The sequence below is a fragment of the Promicromonospora soli genome (assembly GCF_014653785.1).
GTDB classification, from domain to species: Bacteria; Actinomycetota; Actinomycetes; order Actinomycetales; family Cellulomonadaceae; genus Promicromonospora; species Promicromonospora soli.
In genome coordinates, this window is the sequence record NZ_BNAS01000012.1 from 43,064 (window position 1) to 59,659 (window position 16,596).

The following is a 16,596-nucleotide window of genomic DNA, read 5'->3' on the forward strand; positions in this document are numbered from 1 at the left end:
TGCCTGACGGCGTTCGCGCGTGCGAGCGGCACCCTACTCCGTCAGGAGCGCCCTCACGGCCGGAGATCCGCCGGCGGGCGGGCAGCGGCCTGCCCGGGCCCCGGCGTCTCCGCGAAGGAGTACGTGGGCCACGGTCCCGAGTACCGGATGCGCGCCGCGGGCTGCTCGTCGGTGATCGCCGCGAGCTCGCGGCCGACCGCTTCCATGTCGTCCCGCGGTACGAGCAGCGAGACGCTGAGCACGGCGACGACGCCGGGCTCGAAGCGAGCGCTGCGGTTCTCCGCGAGGTCCTCGGACACCTTCGCGAGGCGGCGGCGGTACTCCTGGTACAGATCGTCGGCGAGCGCGTCGGTCAGGTCGCGCTCGAGCCGCGCCAGCCGCTTGCGCAGGAGCCGCTGCACGCCCGCGGGGCGTCCGGCGAGCTCGGCGCGCACGGCGTCGGCCCGCGGGTCGTGCCTCCCCACCTCCTCCTGGTCGAGCCCGATCTCGACCCGGAGCTCGACACGGCCGTCCAGGCGGTCCAGCCGGGCCAGGAGCACCTCGGCGTTCGCCGTCAGCCAGGTCTCGAGCCGATGCCGCGCCGACTGCTCCTCGCCGCCGGCGACGATGACGTTGAAGGTCATCGGCAGCACGGTGAACCCGGCCTCCCAGACCCGGTCGACGACCTCGCTGTGCTCCACGACCCAGCGCCGGACGTCGTCGTCGGGGCCCGTGTACGGGCCCCCGGCGTGGTGGTGGACGACGGCGGAGAGCCCCTCGCCGACCGTGACGACGACGAGCGGTGCGTCGTCGATGCCGGTGCCCGCGTCACCCGGCACGTCACCCGGCAGAGCGCGGGCGACGGCGTAGACGTACAGGCCCTCCGCGTCCGTCACGCGCCCTCCCCGGCGGTCCCGTCGGCCCAGCGGGCCGGGTTGACGAGCCTGTCGACGACGTCGTTCACCACGTCGTCGAGGCCGCGCCGCAGGTCGGCGACGGAGGTCGTCAGCCCGTGGTCGGCCTTGATGGACTCGAGCGCTTCGTCCAGGTCGAGCAGTGCCTGGCCGAGGCGCTCCTGCTCCTCCTCCGTGAGCTCGCCGCCCTCGAGGCGGCGCACCGCCTGGCTCTCGAGCGCCTCCTGGATGATCTCGACCAGCGTCACGACGAGCGTGAGGAGGCCGTTCTTGAGGCTGGTCTCGTCGACTCTGAGCGTCACGTCGCTCCTCCTCCCGTGGCGGCGCCCGCGACGTCGCGGAGCGACGCCGCCCACAGAGCCGTGTCCCTGGTGGCGAGCCGGACGGGCCGTGTCCCGCCCCTGACAACGAGCATCTCGTCGCCCACCGGTGTCCGGCCTCGGACGAGCTCGACCGAGCGGATGTCGCCCGGCCTCAGGCGGACGGCGGGCCTGGCATCACGGACACCCTTCCACGTCAGGCCCTCGACCCAGTCGAGCGTTCCTGTGCCGCCCCGCCAGGCCGAGCCGCCGGCGAGATCCTCGAGGTACCAGACCGCTCCCTGGAGCGCCGGGCCGCCCGAGCCGCTCTCGATCGCTTTGCTCGTGGCGGCCACATTCTGGCGCAGCAGCGACGCGAGGCCCTCGGGCGACGCCGCCGAGACCAGCGTGGTGCCCGCGGGTGTGGTCACGGCGAGGCGGCTGCGCTCCTCGCCACCCGCGCTCCGCTCGCTCCGCAGCTCGACGCCGGTGATCTCCTCGAGGTACGCCTGCCAGAGCAGCTCGCGCGGTTCCGCGCGCCACACCATGAGCCGCCGCGTGGTGAGGTAGACCGTACCGAGCCGCCACGCGTCGTACGGCTCGTCCTGGCGATGGCCGCCCGCCATGCGGGTGACGACGTCCTCGTCGGCGTGCAGCGGTACGCGACGCGCGAGAGAGGTGCGGGCCCACGCCCGGGTCTGCTCGTCCCACTGCTGCATCATCCCGTGCTCGAGCATCGTGTCGATGCCGGCGATCGCGGCCCGGAGGCTGACGCCGATCAAGGGAATGTCCGCCACGGTGACGATCAGGTCGAGGTCGAGGTAGACGCCCTTGTCGAGCAGCACGTCGAGCAGGTCGGGGAGTGTCGCCCGAAGGTCGCGCGTCGGCTCCATGGCCGACGACCGGTCGCGGTCGTGCACCAGCTCCTGCCCGCGCTCCTGTCCGTGCGACGGTGCCGTGGTCACCCGGCTCTCAGCCATCGTTGCGACCGCGCTCCTCTTCCTCTTGCTCGTCCGCTTCCTGTTCCTCGGCCGGCTCGAGGGCGCGGGCCTGGCCCTCGCTCAGCGCTCGGGCGCTCTGCCACCCGCACCACGGGCAGTACTCGTCGAGCAGCTGTGCCGTCGGCGACGTCTTGCCGCAGCTCGGGCAGGTCTCCTTGGCCTCCAGCGCCTCCCGCCATGCCACGGTGTCCGTGTTCGCTCCGCCCGGGAACTCCAGGCCGTAGCGCGCGGCGGTCTCGAAGGAGGCCAGCGCGGCGCGGATGCGGATGCCCAGCAGCTCGACACCGCCGACCGAGACCATGATGTCGGCGTTGAGCACCAGTCCCTTGTCGAGCAGCGTCTCGATGACATGCGCGAGGGTGCCTTCTCGTTCGCGCTGAGGCTCCATGGCACTGCGCCCGCTGCCGCCGACCACGGTCATGCCGCTCCCTCTCCATCGTGGCGCCGCACGCCTCAGGCCTCGACCCGCCCGCGGACATAGCGCCGTCCGCGGCTGTAGCCGAGAAGCTCACCCTCGTCGCTCAGCCGGACCTCGCACTCGGCGAGGATGTCGGAGGTGCTCGGGATGTGCGCGTCCTCCAAGACCTCGATCGTGACCACCCACGACTCGTCCTCCTGCCGCACCCCGACGACGCCTTCCACCTGGTGGGAGATCAGAGCGGTGATCTCGTCGAGGGCCCTGCGCACCGCCCCTCGGGCGTCGAGCCTGCCCGCCCTCGGGCGGCTCCGCTTCTCGCCGTCGTCGTGCGGGGGCCGGCTCTCGCGGCTCTCGGACGGCGTCGCGTGCTCGCGATTCTCGGGCGTCGCGGACGGCTCGCGGCTCTCGGACGTCGTGGACCGCTTTCGGCTCTCGGACTGCGTGCCGCTCGCGCTCGCCGGGCGCCGTCGGCGAGGGGATCGTGCGGGGTCCGGCCGGTGTTCGCGTTCCTCGCTCATGGTCCTCCTTGCCGCTTCCGGCGTCTGCCCTCGACCAGCCTGGCCACCAGCGCCTGCTCCAGCGCGTCGGCCTCGGTGTCGTCGATCTCTCCGCGTTCCCGGGCCTGGGCGACCTCTTCGAGCTGCCGACGAATCGCGCTCGGGTCGTAGTACTCGCGCTCGGCCTCCTGGAGCACCTGGTCGGCGATCCACGCGACGCCACGTACCGGTGCCAGGGGCAGCCCGAACAGCGCGCCCAAGAGGCCCACCGATCACACCTCCTCGGCGAAGTCGTACGGGGCCTGCGGCCCGACGAGGCGCAGGGCGATGCGCGGGAAGATCCCGGCCGCGACGTCCTCGAGCCCGTCCTCGAGTCGTCGCACCGCATCTCGGCGCACCAGGAGCGCGGCGTCCAGCACGGTGTCGACCTGCCCGACCTCACGGTGCCGGACCTCCACGGCGAGCGGCGCGAGACGGCGCGCGAGGAAGTCGGCGTCCGCCGCCCGTTTCCGCTCGAATCCGGCGACGACCAGTTCGCCCAGCCGGACTCGCTCGCCGTACGTCGCCGCCTCGGGCTGTCCGCGCGTGAGATCGCGGAGCCGACGGATCTCCGGCTCCTCGTCCACCAGCTCCGCGATAACCGCGTCCTCGTCGTAGCGCGCCGTCAGGCTGAGCTGAACCACTCCCGCGAGCTCGCGGAGCCGGTCCGAGTACGCCTCCAGGCGCGGCACGGGAAGCCCGGAGGCCAGCGCATCGACGTCGGGGGCGGTCGTGCCGAACTGCACGGGGAGCACGGAGCAGCCCGACAGAGCCACCGCGTCGAGTACTGCGCCGTGCGCGCGGACCTCGTCCGGCAGACCGATCAGCTCCATGTCGGCGACGTCCGAGACGAGCGCGGTGACCGGCCCGAGGCTCACGGTGCGTACCGCCCCGCCGCTGACACCGGTCAGGCCGTCCGGCACCCGCGCGTCGGGCATCACCAGGCCGTAGAGGTACAGGCCGGGCTCGACAGGCGCCTCGACCTGCTCGGGCGTGCTCGCGCTCGCGCTCACGACTGTTCCTTGCGGACCGGCCGACGCCGGGGCCTCTCCTGCGGCTTCCTCTGTCTCGGCTGCCGCACTTCCTCGGGCTCCTCCGACTCCTCGGGCTCTTCAGGCTCCTCGGGCTCCTCGGGTCGTTCGCGCTCCTTGTCGTCGGCCTTGCTCTTGCTCCCGCGCTCCTTGTCGTCCTCGCCGAAGATCGCCTCCTTCGCGCTCTGCAGCACACCCTTGGCCTTGCCCTTGCTACCGGACTTGGCCATGTCCTCGGTGAGCTCCGGCAGGGTGCTCCCTCCGGTCTTTTCCAGGTCGAGACGGTTGGTCGCCTCCGCGAACCGCAGGTACGTGTCGACACTGGCGATCACGATGCGGGCGTCGATGGTGATCAGCTCGATCCCGACCACGGATATGCGGACGAACGCATCGATGACGAGGCCCTTGTCGAGGATGATGTTGATCACGTCGATCAAGGACGAGGTCGACGGACGGTCGACGTACCCGCGGCTGCGCGTAGTGCTCACTTCGCTCATGGTGTCTCCTCCCTACCGGTCCGGTGGCTTGGTCGTCGCGGTCAGCGGGTTCGGCTCGGAGCCTCCTCCGGCTCTTCCTCGTACTCCTCCTCTTCTTCCTCCTCCTCGTACTCGTCCTCGGGCTCTTCGTCCCCGGCCTCTTCCTCGGGCTCCTCCTCTTCAGGCTCCTCTTCCTCGGACGCCTCGTCCTCGTACTCGCCTTCGCCCTCCGGCTCCTCGAATTCCTCCTCGAGGACCTGGTCGTGCGAGCGCACGATCTCCTCGTCGTCGATCTCCGCCCAGTAGCCCTCGACGTTGTCGGGGTTGAGCACGGCGTCGGTCATGACGTATCGGACGAACAGCTTCAGCTCCAGCCGGAGCCGTCGGTTCAGGGCCTTCCAGACGTTGCCCGTCTTCTCCATGAAGCCCTTGGGGTGGTACTCGACCACCAGGACGATGCGGGTCAGCTCGTCGTCCAGCGAGTGGAAGGTGACGGTGCCACTGAGGTGCCCCTTGGCGCCGGTCGACCTCCACACGATGCGCTTGCCAGGGTCCTGGTGCGTGATGGTGGTCTGCCACTGGCGGCTCGACCAGAACACCTGCCCCTTGAACTCGACCTTGCCCTCGTCCCGGTTGAGCTCGGCGTGCTCGACCTTCTTCATGAAGTCGGGCCAGCGGTCGTACTGCGTCCAGGCGTCGTAGACGATGTCGATCGGGGCGCCCACGTCGATGGCTTCGACGATGTTGTTGAACTTGAACGCCTTTCCTTTACCTCCTCCGCCGCCGAACAAGCCCTTGACCGTTTCCATGACCTTGGTCCCGGCGGCCTTGAGACCTGCCGTGATCGGGGAGCCGCCCTCCGCGAGCTCCTCGGCGCCTGTGGCGGCGGCCTTGACGTCCGGGCTGGACGTTCCCTCGGCGTAGTCGGTCAGCCGCTGCGTGACGCCACCGACCTTGTCGGTCACCTTGTTCACCGCCATGCCGCCGACGGCCTTCGCCAACCCGCCCACCGAGCTCTTGAGCGTGTCCACGGCAAGGCCTTTCAGGCCGGGTGCGCTCGGCGTAGGAGCCTGTGCGTTCATGACTCTCTCCTCCTCGCGATTCCCGGTCAGCTCGCCGAGCGGGAGTCGGAGGGCTTCCGCGCGCGTGGCTTGCTGGAACGCGTGGCGGCAGAGCCGCGCGACGACGAGGCGCGCTGCGCCGAGCTCCGCGTGGACCTGGTGGGCTTCTCGTCTCCCTCGGCCGCCGCCTCCTTCTTCGGCTGCGGCTTCCTGCTACGGGGCGCCGGCTTGCGCTCCGCCTTGGCGGGCTTCGTGGTCTCCTCCTCCGCGGGCTCCGTGGTCTCGTCCTCGGCGGGCTCCTCCTCGGGCTCCTCTTCCGTGGTCTCCTCCTCCTCGGGCTCTTCCGGCTCTTCGGCCTCGTCCTTGGGGAGCACGTCAACGGGCGCGGCCGACCGGAGGCGCTCGGTCTGGGACTCGAGCGTCGAGTTGATCGAGGAGATGCCCTTGCCCACAGCGGCGAGCGCGGCAGTCTTGCCGGCGTCCACCAGCTTGCTCGTCACCTCGTCCGTGAGCCGCTTGATCTCGGGCGAGGACAGGACGGAGTCCTTCACGTTGCCGATCCCGCCGAGGAGAGCGTCCCGCGAGGACTCGTCCCGCAGCTTGTTGCCCGCGACCGCCCCGGCGATCGTCAGCGCAAGCTTCATCTTCTTGGTCCGCCCTAGCAGGTAACCTACGAGCACGAACACCGCAAGCTTGATCTTGTCGTCCATCGAGACCTCCACTGCTGGTTGGTAGTCCATCCCTAGCGTCGCTGCTGGTCCCCACCCCCCAGTTCAGAGTTGCACGCGTCCTGCTGGCTCGCACGGCGGTGAGAAGAGCCTGTGCCGGCGCACCGGGTGCAGGATCGTGGGATGACCACGAACGTAGACCCGACGAGTCGGAGCACCGAAGCAATCGGGGACGGCGGGCGCGGGGCGTCGCGCTCCTTCGTAGTGACCGGCGGCAGCCAGGGTGTGGGGCGCGCCATCGTGGAGCGGCTGGCCGCGGACGGCCACGTCGTGATCCTCGATCTCGCCGAGACGCTCACCTGGCAGGACCCGAACGTCACGCTCGTCAGCGGCGACGCGGGCGATCCCGATACCGCGCGCCGCGCTGCGGGCACGGCGGAGACCATGGCCCCCCTGGCCGGCTGGGTCAACAACGCCGCGGTCTTCCGGGACGCGCCCATCACCGCCCCGCCGTCCGATGTGCTCGGGGCCATCACGGCGAACCTGTCTCTCGCGATCACCGGCTGCCACGCCGCCGTCGGGCACTTTCTCCTGTACGGGCGGGCCGGGGCGATCGTCAACGTCTCGTCCCACCAGGCGCAGCGGCCGGTCCGTGGTGCCCTGCCGTACGCCACCGCAAAGGGCGCCGTCGAGGCGCTGACCAGGGCGGTCGCCGTCGACCACGGGCCTGATGCGATCCGCACCAACGCGGTTGCCCTCGGGTCCGTCGAGACCGCGCGCTATGAGGAGTACCGGCGGGAGCACCCCGACGTCGACCGCCAGATGGCTGCCTTGCACCCGCTCGGCCGCGTAGGTACGGGCCGCGAGGTCGCCGAGGCCGTGGCGTTCCTCCTCTCCGACCAGGCGGCGTTCGTCAACGGCGCGGTCCTGCCGGTCGACGGCGGGCGTGCCGCGCAGGGGGCTGATCCGGAGGGCGCCTGAGGGCGCCGCTCATCGTGCTGCCGTCGCGCTACTGCTCCGATCACAGCACCGCAAGATCAGGTCTCACTGTCCACCACGACGTCCCGGACCCACCCCGCGCCCTCGGGCCGGAAGCCGACGCCGCGCAGGTACCCCAGCTCGCCAGGCCCAGCCTCCGGCACGACGACGCGGTCGAACCCCTTCGCCGCGAAGATCCCGCTGCGCCGGTACACGAACTCGCCGGGCGTGAAGTCGCGGAACCGCTTGGTCACCCAGTCGAGCTCGACGACGCCCACGCCGTCGCCGGCGTCGCGCACCTCCACCACCCCTACCGTCTCGTCGCCGCGCTGCACCAGGAACGCCGAACGCTCCTCGCCCGGCTCCGGCACCGCTACGAACCCCGGTGCGAACGTCGCGATGTCCGCCGCATGGGTGCGGAGCACGTGCAGCAGGTACGCGTCGTCGGGCGCCACCTCGACCACCTCGTAGACGGCGGCGTCGTGGCGCTCGCGGTTCAGCCGCCACAGCCAGTAGATGTTGATGACGCTGATGGCGGCGTTCATGGCGACGAACGGCCAGATCCCCAGGATCGCGTTGTAGGTGGTCGCAACCAGGGAGCCGACGAGGTTGAGCCAGCGGAAGCGGAGCACGCGCGCCTGCGTCAGGGACAGCACGATCAGGGCGGAACCTAGCCACCCCGCGATCTCGAGCCAGGGAAACATGCCCCGACCCTAGGTGGCCTCCGGACGGACCGCGCGAGCATGGCGCGGGCGGTCCTGCCCTCACCAGGACCAGCCGCGCGCGCTGAGCTCCAGCTCCTCCCGCAGCCTCTCGTCCGCACCGGCGCGCTCGTCCGCGCGCAGCGGAGCACTCTCCGTAGGCAGGCCCGCGAGACGACACGCCTCGCGCAGCAGCGCGTCGTAGGCGCCCTGCACCGCGAACCAGTGGTGGGCGCGCGCGTAGACGCCTGGGTCCTCCTCCACGCGACGCAGCTCGGCGGCGAGCTCCCCGAGCCGGACCTGCAGCCGCAGCGTGACCAGCGGGTCGGGCGCTCGCGCCGTCCGCGTCAGGAAGGTCCAGGTCATGACGTCACACCGCCACGTCGTCATCGCGGAACTGGGTACACCACCAGCGTAGGTCCGCGGGGCCGCGAGGGCTATGCCTCAGGCGGCAGAAACGGCTCAGCGGCGCCGCCGCGCGGGGGTCACATCCAGGCCGTCGACCCGTCCGGGCGCACCGGAACCTTGCGCTCCCAGTGCACCCAGTCGTCCCGCGCGAGTGCGGCCTCGTCGACCTCGACGCCCCAGCCGGGCCGGTCCGGCCGCAGCTCGAGGTGCCCGTCGACCGGCACGTAGGGATCGTGGCACCACGACACCTCCTCCGGCTTGTACTCCAGCACGGAGAAGTTCCACGTCGCTGCGGCGAAGTGCACGTTAGCCGCGGTCGCGAGGGGGCCCAGCGGATTGTGGGGCGCGACGGGGACGTCGTGCGCCTCGGCGAGGGTGGCGATCTTGCGCATCTGCGTCAGCCCGCCGACGACGCAGATGTCGGGCTGGATGATGTCGGCGCCCTGCACGGTCAACAGGCCCAGGAACTCGTTCGGCGAGTAGAGCGACTCGCCCGTCGCGAGCGGCACCGCCATCTCCGCGCGGATCCGCCCCCAGGCCGGCAGGTACTCGGGACGGATCGGCTCCTCGAGGAACATCGGCTCGTTCGGCGCCAGCGCCGCGGCGAGATCGACCGCCTACCTCGGTTCCCAGAGGCAGCCGTGCGCGTCGAAAGCAAACTCCCACTCGTCGGGATGCTCTGCCCGGATGTCCGCGAACCAGTCGCCGAGCTCCCGCGCGACGAGCCCGAACCGCGACCGGTGCAGATCCCGCCGGTAGGGGCTGAGCTTGAAGGCGTCGACGCCGAGTGTCGCGTTCAGCTCCGCCGTGCGGTCCCGCAGCTCGCGGACGTCGGGTGCGGAGTAGAGCCCGGCGTACACGCGGACCCGGTCACGCACGCTGCCGCCGAGCAGCTGGTACACGGGCACGCCGACCGCCTTGGCTGCGATGTCCCAGAGCGCATGGTCCACCGCGGCGACCGCGGCGAGGCCGAGCGCCCCCTGCGGGAACCTGGCCGACTGGTGCAGCAGCTGGTTCACGAAAGCGACGCGGGACGCGTCGATCCCCGAGACCTGGTCGGCGATGAAGTCGATGATCGCGGGGTAGGCGAGATCAGGCCCGTGGTTGTAGATCTCCGCCCAGCCGTCGATGCCGTCATCGGTCGTGATGCGCAGCAGCACGCGCGGACGGTCGCCCACCCGCTGCAGGTAGGTGGTGAGCCTGTCGATCTTCATGCGCGGACCTTCCAGTCGTCGAGGATGCGCGCGACGTCGGCCCGGCCGGCGTCGGCCAGGGTTGTGCTTGGCGGCCGGACGGACCGGTCGCACAGGCCCATCTGGTGCATGGCCTCCTTCACGACGGACACGTTGTCGGCCGAGCGGTCGCGGGCCCGCAGCTGCTCGAACCGGCGGATACGGCGCCACACGGCCGCCGCGCGCTCCGCGTCGTCCTGCCGCAGCGCGTCGAGGAGCGCGAACGAGATCTCCGGCGCGACGTTGACGAGGCCTGAGGTGAACGCCCGTGCGCCCGCCTGCCACGCCGACGGCGCGTACGACTCAGCCAGCCCCGCGATCCAGAGCAGGTCGGCGTCGGTCTCCTGCACGGTCTCGGCGAACTTGACCGGGTCGGGCACGGAGTACTTGATCCCGACGACGTTGGCAGCCCGCCGTGTGAGCACCGCGATGTCCGTCCCGCGGATGACCGGTGAGCTGACGTAGGGGAGGACGGCAAGCCGCGGCACGGCGTTCGCCACCGCCGCCGTGTACTCGACCCAGCCTCTGCGTGACATGTACGGGAGCACGGGCTGGTGCACCATGATCGCGTGTGCGCCCAGCTCGGCGGCCTGCCGTGCCTCCGCCTGCGCCGTGGCGGGGTCCAGCCCGATCCCCACGATGGCCACCGCGCGGTCGCCCGCGACGTCGACGACGGTCCGTGCGACGTCGGCGCGTTCGCGCGCGGACAGCGCGTAGAACTCGCCGGTGTTGCCGTTGGGCGTGATCGCGCCGAGCCCCGAGGTGATCAGGCGGTCGGTGAGCTTCCCGGCGAGGGCGAGGTCCACGCCGCCGTCGGGTGCGTAGGGGACGACGGGGATGCCGACGACTGTCCCGAGGCGCGCGACGATGTCGTGGAGGCCGGTCATGATTCTCCGTTCTGCAGGGGGCCGTCCTGAGCGGGCCCGACGGCCACGTGCTCGCCGGCGAGGCGTTCGACGGGCTTGACGTGCACCCAGAGGCCGTAGATCGCGGCGCTCACGAGGCAGCTGATCGCCGCGAACACGAGCGGCCAGAGGTAGGAGCCGCCCGAGACGGTGAGGAACAGTCCGATGGCGATGGGGCTCACGAGGTTGCCGACCTGCGACCCGAAGTTCTGGAAGCCGGCGAGCGAGCCGACACGCTCGGGGCTGGGTGACACCTCCGCGGGCAGGCTGAGGATCGCGGCCCCGGCGAAGGAGTGCGCGGCGCTCGAGACGGTGAGGATGACCATGAGGACGACGTTGCTCTCCACGAACGGGCTGAAGCCGATGCACGCGCTCAGCACCAGCCCCGAGATGATCGGCACCTTGCGCGCGATGTTCGGGGACAGCCCGGACGCGAGCATCCGGTCCGAGACGATCCCGCCCAGCACGGTCGATCCGATGGCGATGACGGCGGGGAGCGCCCCGACCATCCCGAACTCCGCCTCCGTGAACCCGCGCGCGTCGAGCAGGTAGGTGGGGTACCAGGTCAGGAAGAACGCACCGGCGAGCGACCGGAAGACGTAGCCGAGCATGAGCGCCCACACCTGGTTGTCGCGCAGCAGCATGCTCCAGTGCACGGGCTCTCCGGTGTGCCGCACCATCTCGGCCTGGTCGGAGCGGATGTATGCGAGCTCCTGGGCGTTCACCCGCTGGTGGTGCTGCGGGGCACGGTAGATCGCGAGCCAGCCGATGATCCACAGCAGCCCCACAGCTCCGATGACGACGAAGGTCCAGCGCCATCCGGCGAAGACCGCGATCCCCGTCACGACCGGGATGGAGAGCGCGGAGCCGATCTGCTGCCCCATGTCGAACAGGCTGGAGGCGAAGGCCCGCTCGCGACGCGGGAACCAGGTGGACACCACCTTGATGTTCGCAGGCTGCACTGGCGCCTCGCCGATCCCGAGGCCGAGCCGGAAGACGATCAGGCTCGTGACGCCCGTCGCGAAGGCCGTGAGCGCCGTCCACAGCGACCACCACCCGACCGCGATCGGGTAGATCACGCGCGGACCGAACTTGTCGAGAAGCCAGCCGGAGGGGACCTGGAACAGGGCATAGGTCCAGAAGAAGGAGGAGAGCAGCACGCCCTGTACCGCGGGGCTGATGTGGAACTCGTCCGAGATGAACGGCAGCGCGACGCTGAGCGCCGCCCTGTCCAGGTAGGCGATCGTGAGCCCGAGGGCAGAGAACGCGACGATCGTCCAGCGCATCTGGCTGCGCCGGGCGCGGGCTGCGGCAGGCGCAAGCCGCTGAGTACTATTGAGCATCGTTGCTCCTTGTTCATCGAGTGGTTGATCGAGTGGTCCATCGAGCGACGTGCGTGCTCCGTCTCGGAGCACTCGCTTCAGAGGTGCGGCCCGGGAACTTGGCGGTGAACGGGCCGTACCTCGCAGATCAGGTCTCGCAGGTCAGACGGTCATACCTCCCTCGCGAAGCCGGTCGAGGAAGCCGGAGATGTGCCGGCGAGTCAGCTCCGCCGCGAGATCGGCGTCGGACGCCTCCGCGGCAGCCAGGATCTGCGCGTGCTCCTGGGCTTCGTCGCGCCAGCTCGGCTGCCGCGCCCAGGTGGTGACGGCGGCGAGCGCGGTCTGATCACGCAGGCTCTCGAGCACGCCGACGAGGATCGGATTGCCGGCATCGGCAAACAGCGCCGCGTGGAACGCGCGGTTCGCGAGGCTGCGCTGCGCGGGCTCGGTCGCCTCGGCCGCACGTTCCAGCGCCGCACGCGCCGCCACGGTGTCGACGCGATTGAGCACGCTGCGCCGCACGGCTTCGGGCTCAAGCAGGAGCCGGGTCTCGTAGATCGCCACCGCGTCGGCCTGCGTCAGCTCGCGCACGCGCACCCCGACGTAGGGCCGCACGACGACGAGCCCGCTCATCTCCAGAGTCTTGAGCGCCTCGCGCACCGGGGTCTTCGACATCGCTAGCTCCTGGGCCAGGTCTGCCTCGACCAGCGGCTGACCGGCGGCGAGACGCCCGCTCAGGATGCCGTCCTTGATGGTGGCGAGCGCGTGTTCGGTTCGCGAAGGCAGGGCGACCGGAGCGGGGGGCGTCGTTGGCACGTCGTACATCATATATGAGGCACGCCTCTGAGTCACTCCTGGATGTGCAGCGCCGCTGCTTTCGCCGTCACCCCTGGGCTTGCAGCGCCGCCAGGATCCCGTCGCCGTAGCGGTCCAGCTTCGCCTGGCCGACGCCGCTGATCCCGCTCAGCGCGTCCAGGTCCGCCGGCCGCTCGGCGGCCACGGTGCGCAGCGTGGCGTCATGGAACACCACGTAGGCGGGCACGCCCTGCTCCTTGGCGGCCGCCGCGCGCCAGGCGCGCAGCCGCTCGAAGATCTCCTGGTCGACGTCGGACAGCACGGCCGCCTCCGGACGGGCGGCACGGGAACGCGCGGGCTTGCGTGCGCTGCCCTGGGGTCGCGGATCGCGCCGCAGCCGCACCTCCCGCCGGCGTCCCAGGACCTCCGCGCTGGCCTCTGTGAGGAGCAGCGTGCCGTGGTTCGAGTCCACCTCCAGCAGCCCCAGGGCCAGGAGCTGGCGCGCCACCGACCGCCACTCGCCGTCGGACAGGTCCTCACCGACGCCGAACACGGTCAGGCTGTCGTGCCCCCACTGCGTGATCTTCGGCGTGGACTTCCCCCGCAGGATGTCGACCAAGTGCCCCACGCCGAAGCGCTGGTTGCGCTCCCGGTCCAGCCGGAACACGGCGGACAGGAGCTTCTGGGCCGGGACGGTGCCGTCCCAGGCCTCGGGCGGGTTCTGGCAGGTGTCGCACGCACCGCAGCTACCTGGGTGGTCCTGGTCGAAGTAGCGCAGCAGCTGGGCGCGCCGGCACTCGACGGTCTCGCACAGCGCCAGCATCGCGTCGAGGTGGGACGAGAGCCTGCGGCGGTGGGCGAGGTCGCCGTCGGACTCGGCGATCATCTTGCGCTGCTGGACGACGTCGGCCAGCCCGTAGGCGAGCCACGCCGTCGACGGCAGGCCGTCCCGCCCGGCGCGGCCGGTCTCCTGGTAGTAGCCCTCGACCGACTTGGGCAGGTCGAGGTGGGCGACGAACCGGACGTCGGGCTTGTCGATGCCCATGCCGAATGCGATCGTCGCGACCATGATCACGCCGTCCTCGCGCAGGAACGTCGACTGGTTGGCCGCACGCACGTGCGCGGGGAGGCCCGCGTGGTACGGCAGGGCGCGGATGCCCTGGTCGGTCAGCTGCTGGGCGGTCTTCTCCACCGATGCGCGGGACAGGCAGTACACGATCCCGGCGTCGCCGGGGTGCTCCGTGCGCAGCAGGTCCAGCAGCTGCTTGCCCGGGTTGTCCTTGGGGGCGACGCGGTAGGTGATGTTGGGCCGGTCGAAGCTGGCGACGAAGTGCCGGGCCTCAGTCAGCCCGAGGCGGGTGGCGATCTCCTCGCGGGTGTGCTGGGTCGCGGTGGCGGTCAGCGCGATGCGCGGGACGCCGGGCCAGCGTTCGGCCAGCTCGCTCAGCCGCAGGTAGTCGGGGCGGAAGTCGTGGCCCCACTGGGACACGCAGTGCGCCTCGTCGATGGCGAACAGGGCGATGGTGCCCTGGTCGAGCAGCCGGGCGGTGGACTCGACGCCGAGCCGTTCCGGGGCGAGGTACAGCAGGTCGAGCTCGCCCGACCGGTAGGCCTGCTCCACCGCCCGGCGCTGGCCCGGGTCCTGCGTCGAGTTGAGGAACCCGGCGCGGACGCCGAGCGCGTCCAGGGCGTCCACCTGGTCCTGCATGAGGGCGATCAGCGGCGAGATCACCACGCCGGTGCCGCGCCGGACGAGCGCCGGGATCTGGTAGCACAGCGACTTGCCGCCGCCGGTCGGCATGAGCACGAGGGCGTCCCGGCCGTCGACCACCGTGCTGATGATCTCCTGCTGCTCGCCACGGAAGGCGTCGTAGCCGAAGACGTCACGCAGCACGTCGAGCGCGGGCGTGGTCAGGGCGGCGTCCGGGATCGTCATGGCGGCCAGTGTGCCAGGGGCCGGTGACACGCACCCGGAGGGCGGCCGCCCGCAACGGACGGCCGCCCCCCGGACCTGCGGTCAGCTCGTCGAACCGGTGACCGAGGTTCCGTTCTTGGTGACGTAGTAGGTGACGCGGGCGCCGCTCCAGAAGTGGAGCGTGAGGGTGACCTGGGCACCGTCCTTCACGGCGGGAACCCGGACGTTGTCGACGACCTCGGTGAAGAAGTCGGTGGGCATGCTGGTGGTTCCGTCGTCTTCTGTCTTGGTGATCGCCAGCGCGATGGTGTTGCCGCTGTAGCTCGGCTCGAACGCGCGGGTGAACTCCTTGTAGGACGTCCAGCTCGCAGGGCCGGCGTTGCTGCCGTCGGCGTACTTCGCTTCGATCGTCGCCAGCTGGTCCCCCCGGAAGGTGGTGGGGATGGCGAACGACGTCGTCGTGCCGCTCGCGTTCTGGAGGACCGGCGGGTCGTAGGTCCGGATGTCGACCCGCCACGGCACGCCCTGCGAGAACACCAGCTGCACCTGCGCGTTGACACCGTAGGCGCGCGATCCGCTCAACCTGGTGAGCGCCGACGCGGTGAACGTCAGTCGGTCTCCGTCCAGGGTGTAGTCGCTTCCGTACGTGAGCCAGGTGCTGCCCTGCCGCACACCCTGGAAGGACGTCCCGTTTCGGTTGATGGTGATCGTCTTGGCCGTGATCGAGCTCGACCGCGCGTTGTAGACGAAGTCCTCGGAAGCCGTGCCCGACCGGGTGGTCCAGCTCGACTTGATCTGCGCGAACAGCTCCGGGTCCTTCCACTGGTTGGTGGTCCGGTTGAAGTGCTGGCCGTTGTCCCACCACATCGTGGTCAAGCCCTTGGTGCGGGCGTAGTACCCGAAGTACTCGAAGAACTTCAGCTTCTCGCCCTGTTCAACCGTGCCGGTGTGCTTGTCGAAGCCGAGCAGGCCGAACTCGCCGATGATGACCGGGATGCCGCGGGCCACGAAGCTGTCGGCGTTCCTGTCGAGGGTGCCTGTCAGGTCGTTCTGGGTCTGCGCGTCGTAGCGGGTGGACCCGGCGATGTTCACACTGAACGGCCAGTACCCGTAGTAGTGCGTGGTGGCCGCGAGGTTGGGGTCGTCGAGTGCGTCGAAAGTGGCCAGCAGCTCGTCGATGCGCGCCTGGTCGGAAGAGGTGTGCAGCGTGGGCAGCACCAGGACGCGGCTGGCGTTGTTACCCCCCGAGGAACGCACGATCTGGTGGAAGCTGGTGTTCAGCTCGTGGAGCAGCTGCGCGTTCTCCGCGTCATGGTCGTCCTTCGAGCAGACGTCCGGATCCGGCCCCGGCCAGCAGAACGTCGGTTCGTTGATGCTCTCGAACAGCAGCTTCGTGGACGAGCCGCGGAACGTGTCGGCGATCTGGGTCCAGGTGGCGTCGAAGCGGTTGAGCACCCTGTCGTGGTCGCTGGGCATCTCGTCAACCCACTGCCACGAGTCGTGATGGACATTGAGCAGGACGTACATGTCGGCGGCAAGGGCCCAGTCGACGACCTCCTTGACCCTGCTGAGGTATGCGGGGTCGATGGTGTAACCGGGTGCGCCTCCCTGGCGTTCGTACCAGTTGACCGGGAGGCGGATGCTCTTGAAGCCCTGCGCCTTGATGTTGTTGATCAAGCTCTGCGTGATGACCGGGTTACCCCATCCCGTCTCGCCACCGACTGCGTCCAGCGAGTTGCCAAGGTTCCAGCCCGGCTGCATCGCCGCCACGACGTCCATCGCGGTGGCTCCGGCGACCTTGGTCAGCTGCCACTGCTGGTTGGCACCGCCGCTGTCGGTGTACTGGGAGATACGGGCGCCGTCGGCGGTCGACCAGCCCCACAGGTCGAGAGCCTTGCCGCTGCTGCGGTTGATGAGCTTCACGTACCCGCCGTCGGTATCCACGACGCGGAACTGC

General features: G+C 70.5%; 19 protein-coding genes and 1 pseudogene. 1 reads left to right on the plus strand and 19 read right to left on the minus strand.

The genetic code is table 11. The features are described 5' to 3' along the window. Positions 1 to 53: 53 nt before the first annotated feature. Genes IE250_RS24090 through IE250_RS24135 form a run of 10 tightly spaced genes read right to left on the minus strand, consistent with a single transcriptional unit; the run spans position 54 to position 6,425 of the window. Positions 54 to 875 carry a GvpL/GvpF family gas vesicle protein gene (locus tag IE250_RS24090; protein WP_189671860.1) on the minus strand — a complete coding sequence of 274 codons (822 nt, stop codon included), beginning with the start codon at positions 873 to 875 and terminating at the stop codon, positions 54 to 56. Then, positions 872 to 1,195 (minus strand): gas vesicle protein GvpK, encoded by a 324-nt coding sequence (gene gvpK / locus IE250_RS24095; protein WP_189671861.1) that lies wholly within the window; start codon positions 1,193 to 1,195, stop codon positions 872 to 874. Before gvpK ends, IE250_RS24090 begins: the two co-directional genes overlap by 4 nt. Then, a complete protein-coding gene (locus tag IE250_RS24100) occupies positions 1,192 to 2,172 on the minus strand; it encodes a gas vesicle protein (protein ID WP_229872737.1) in 981 nt (326 codons plus the stop codon). Before IE250_RS24100 ends, gvpK begins: the two co-directional genes overlap by 4 nt. After that, positions 2,165 to 2,614, minus strand: a complete 450-nt coding sequence (locus IE250_RS25010) for a gas vesicle protein (RefSeq protein ID WP_308434188.1) — start codon at positions 2,612 to 2,614, stop codon at positions 2,165 to 2,167. The genes IE250_RS24100 and IE250_RS25010 overlap by 8 nt, the downstream gene beginning before the upstream one ends. 32 nt (positions 2,615 to 2,646) lie before the next feature. After that, positions 2,647 to 3,129 carry a gas vesicle protein GvpO gene (gvpO, locus tag IE250_RS24745; protein WP_229872738.1) on the minus strand — a complete coding sequence of 161 codons (483 nt, stop codon included), beginning with the start codon at positions 3,127 to 3,129 and terminating at the stop codon, positions 2,647 to 2,649. Beyond that, positions 3,126 to 3,377 carry a gas vesicle protein GvpG gene (locus IE250_RS24115; RefSeq protein WP_189671862.1) on the minus strand — a complete coding sequence of 84 codons (252 nt, stop codon included), beginning with the start codon at positions 3,375 to 3,377 and terminating at the stop codon, positions 3,126 to 3,128. The genes gvpO and IE250_RS24115 overlap by 4 nt, the downstream gene beginning before the upstream one ends. A gap of 3 nt (positions 3,378 to 3,380) precedes the next feature. Next, the gene (locus IE250_RS24120) at positions 3,381 to 4,160 is read right to left on the minus strand and encodes a GvpL/GvpF family gas vesicle protein (RefSeq protein WP_189671863.1); all 780 of its coding nucleotides are present in this window, start codon (positions 4,158 to 4,160) and stop codon (positions 3,381 to 3,383) included. Continuing rightward, complete coding sequence (gene gvpJ / locus IE250_RS25125; RefSeq protein ID WP_189671864.1) at positions 4,157 to 4,675, minus strand: gas vesicle protein GvpJ; 519 nt, start codon at positions 4,673 to 4,675, stop codon at positions 4,157 to 4,159. The genes IE250_RS24120 and gvpJ overlap by 4 nt, the downstream gene beginning before the upstream one ends. Positions 4,676 to 4,716: 41 nt before the next feature. Next, positions 4,717 to 5,736, minus strand: coding sequence for an SRPBCC family protein (locus tag IE250_RS24130; RefSeq protein WP_189671865.1), 1,020 nt, complete (start codon positions 5,734 to 5,736; stop codon positions 4,717 to 4,719). Between the two features lie 26 nt (positions 5,737 to 5,762). After that, positions 5,763 to 6,425, minus strand: a complete 663-nt coding sequence (locus IE250_RS24135) for a hypothetical protein (RefSeq protein ID WP_189671866.1) — start codon at positions 6,423 to 6,425, stop codon at positions 5,763 to 5,765. 141 nt (positions 6,426 to 6,566) lie between these two features. Here IE250_RS24135 and IE250_RS24140 point away from each other — a divergent pair, with 141 nt between their 5' ends. Further along, positions 6,567 to 7,364, plus strand: a complete 798-nt coding sequence (locus tag IE250_RS24140; protein ID WP_189671867.1) for an SDR family NAD(P)-dependent oxidoreductase — start codon at positions 6,567 to 6,569, stop codon at positions 7,362 to 7,364. Between the two features lie 56 nt (positions 7,365 to 7,420). Here the strand turns inward: IE250_RS24140 and IE250_RS24145 are convergent, their stop codons facing one another. The 9 genes and pseudogenes from IE250_RS24145 to IE250_RS24180 all read right to left on the minus strand — a co-directional run. Continuing rightward, entirely contained in the window at positions 7,421 to 8,065 is a 645-nt protein-coding gene (locus IE250_RS24145) for a hypothetical protein (RefSeq protein WP_189671868.1), read from the minus strand. A 60-nt stretch (positions 8,066 to 8,125) separates the two neighbouring features. Further along, the gene (locus tag IE250_RS24150; protein WP_189671869.1) at positions 8,126 to 8,428 is read right to left on the minus strand and encodes a hypothetical protein; all 303 of its coding nucleotides are present in this window, start codon (positions 8,426 to 8,428) and stop codon (positions 8,126 to 8,128) included. Positions 8,429 to 8,547: 119 nt separating this feature from the next. After that, positions 8,548 to 9,075: pseudogene (locus IE250_RS24750) on the minus strand (enolase C-terminal domain-like protein); the annotation flags it as partial. Positions 9,076 to 9,087: 12 nt separating this feature from the next. Continuing rightward, complete coding sequence (locus IE250_RS24755; protein ID WP_229872740.1) at positions 9,088 to 9,684, minus strand: enolase-like domain-containing protein; 597 nt, start codon at positions 9,682 to 9,684, stop codon at positions 9,088 to 9,090. Next, positions 9,681 to 10,589 (minus strand): dihydrodipicolinate synthase family protein, encoded by a 909-nt coding sequence (locus tag IE250_RS24160; RefSeq protein WP_189671870.1) that lies wholly within the window; start codon positions 10,587 to 10,589, stop codon positions 9,681 to 9,683. Before IE250_RS24160 ends, IE250_RS24755 begins: the two co-directional genes overlap by 4 nt. Then, a complete protein-coding gene (locus IE250_RS24165) occupies positions 10,586 to 11,950 on the minus strand; it encodes an MFS transporter (protein ID WP_189671871.1) in 1,365 nt (454 codons plus the stop codon). The genes IE250_RS24160 and IE250_RS24165 overlap by 4 nt, the downstream gene beginning before the upstream one ends. Before the next feature lie 141 nt (positions 11,951 to 12,091). Continuing rightward, positions 12,092 to 12,757: a GntR family transcriptional regulator gene (locus tag IE250_RS24170; protein ID WP_189671872.1), complete on the minus strand. Its 666-nt coding sequence runs from the start codon at positions 12,755 to 12,757 to the stop codon at positions 12,092 to 12,094. 55 nt (positions 12,758 to 12,812) lie between these two features. After that, positions 12,813 to 14,660, minus strand: coding sequence for a DNA helicase RecQ (gene recQ / locus IE250_RS24175; RefSeq protein ID WP_189671873.1), 1,848 nt, complete (start codon positions 14,658 to 14,660; stop codon positions 12,813 to 12,815). Between the two features lie 81 nt (positions 14,661 to 14,741). Further along, on the minus strand, positions 14,742 to 16,596 hold a 1,855-nt coding region (locus IE250_RS24180), incomplete at its 5' end, for a cellulase family glycosylhydrolase (protein ID WP_229872741.1).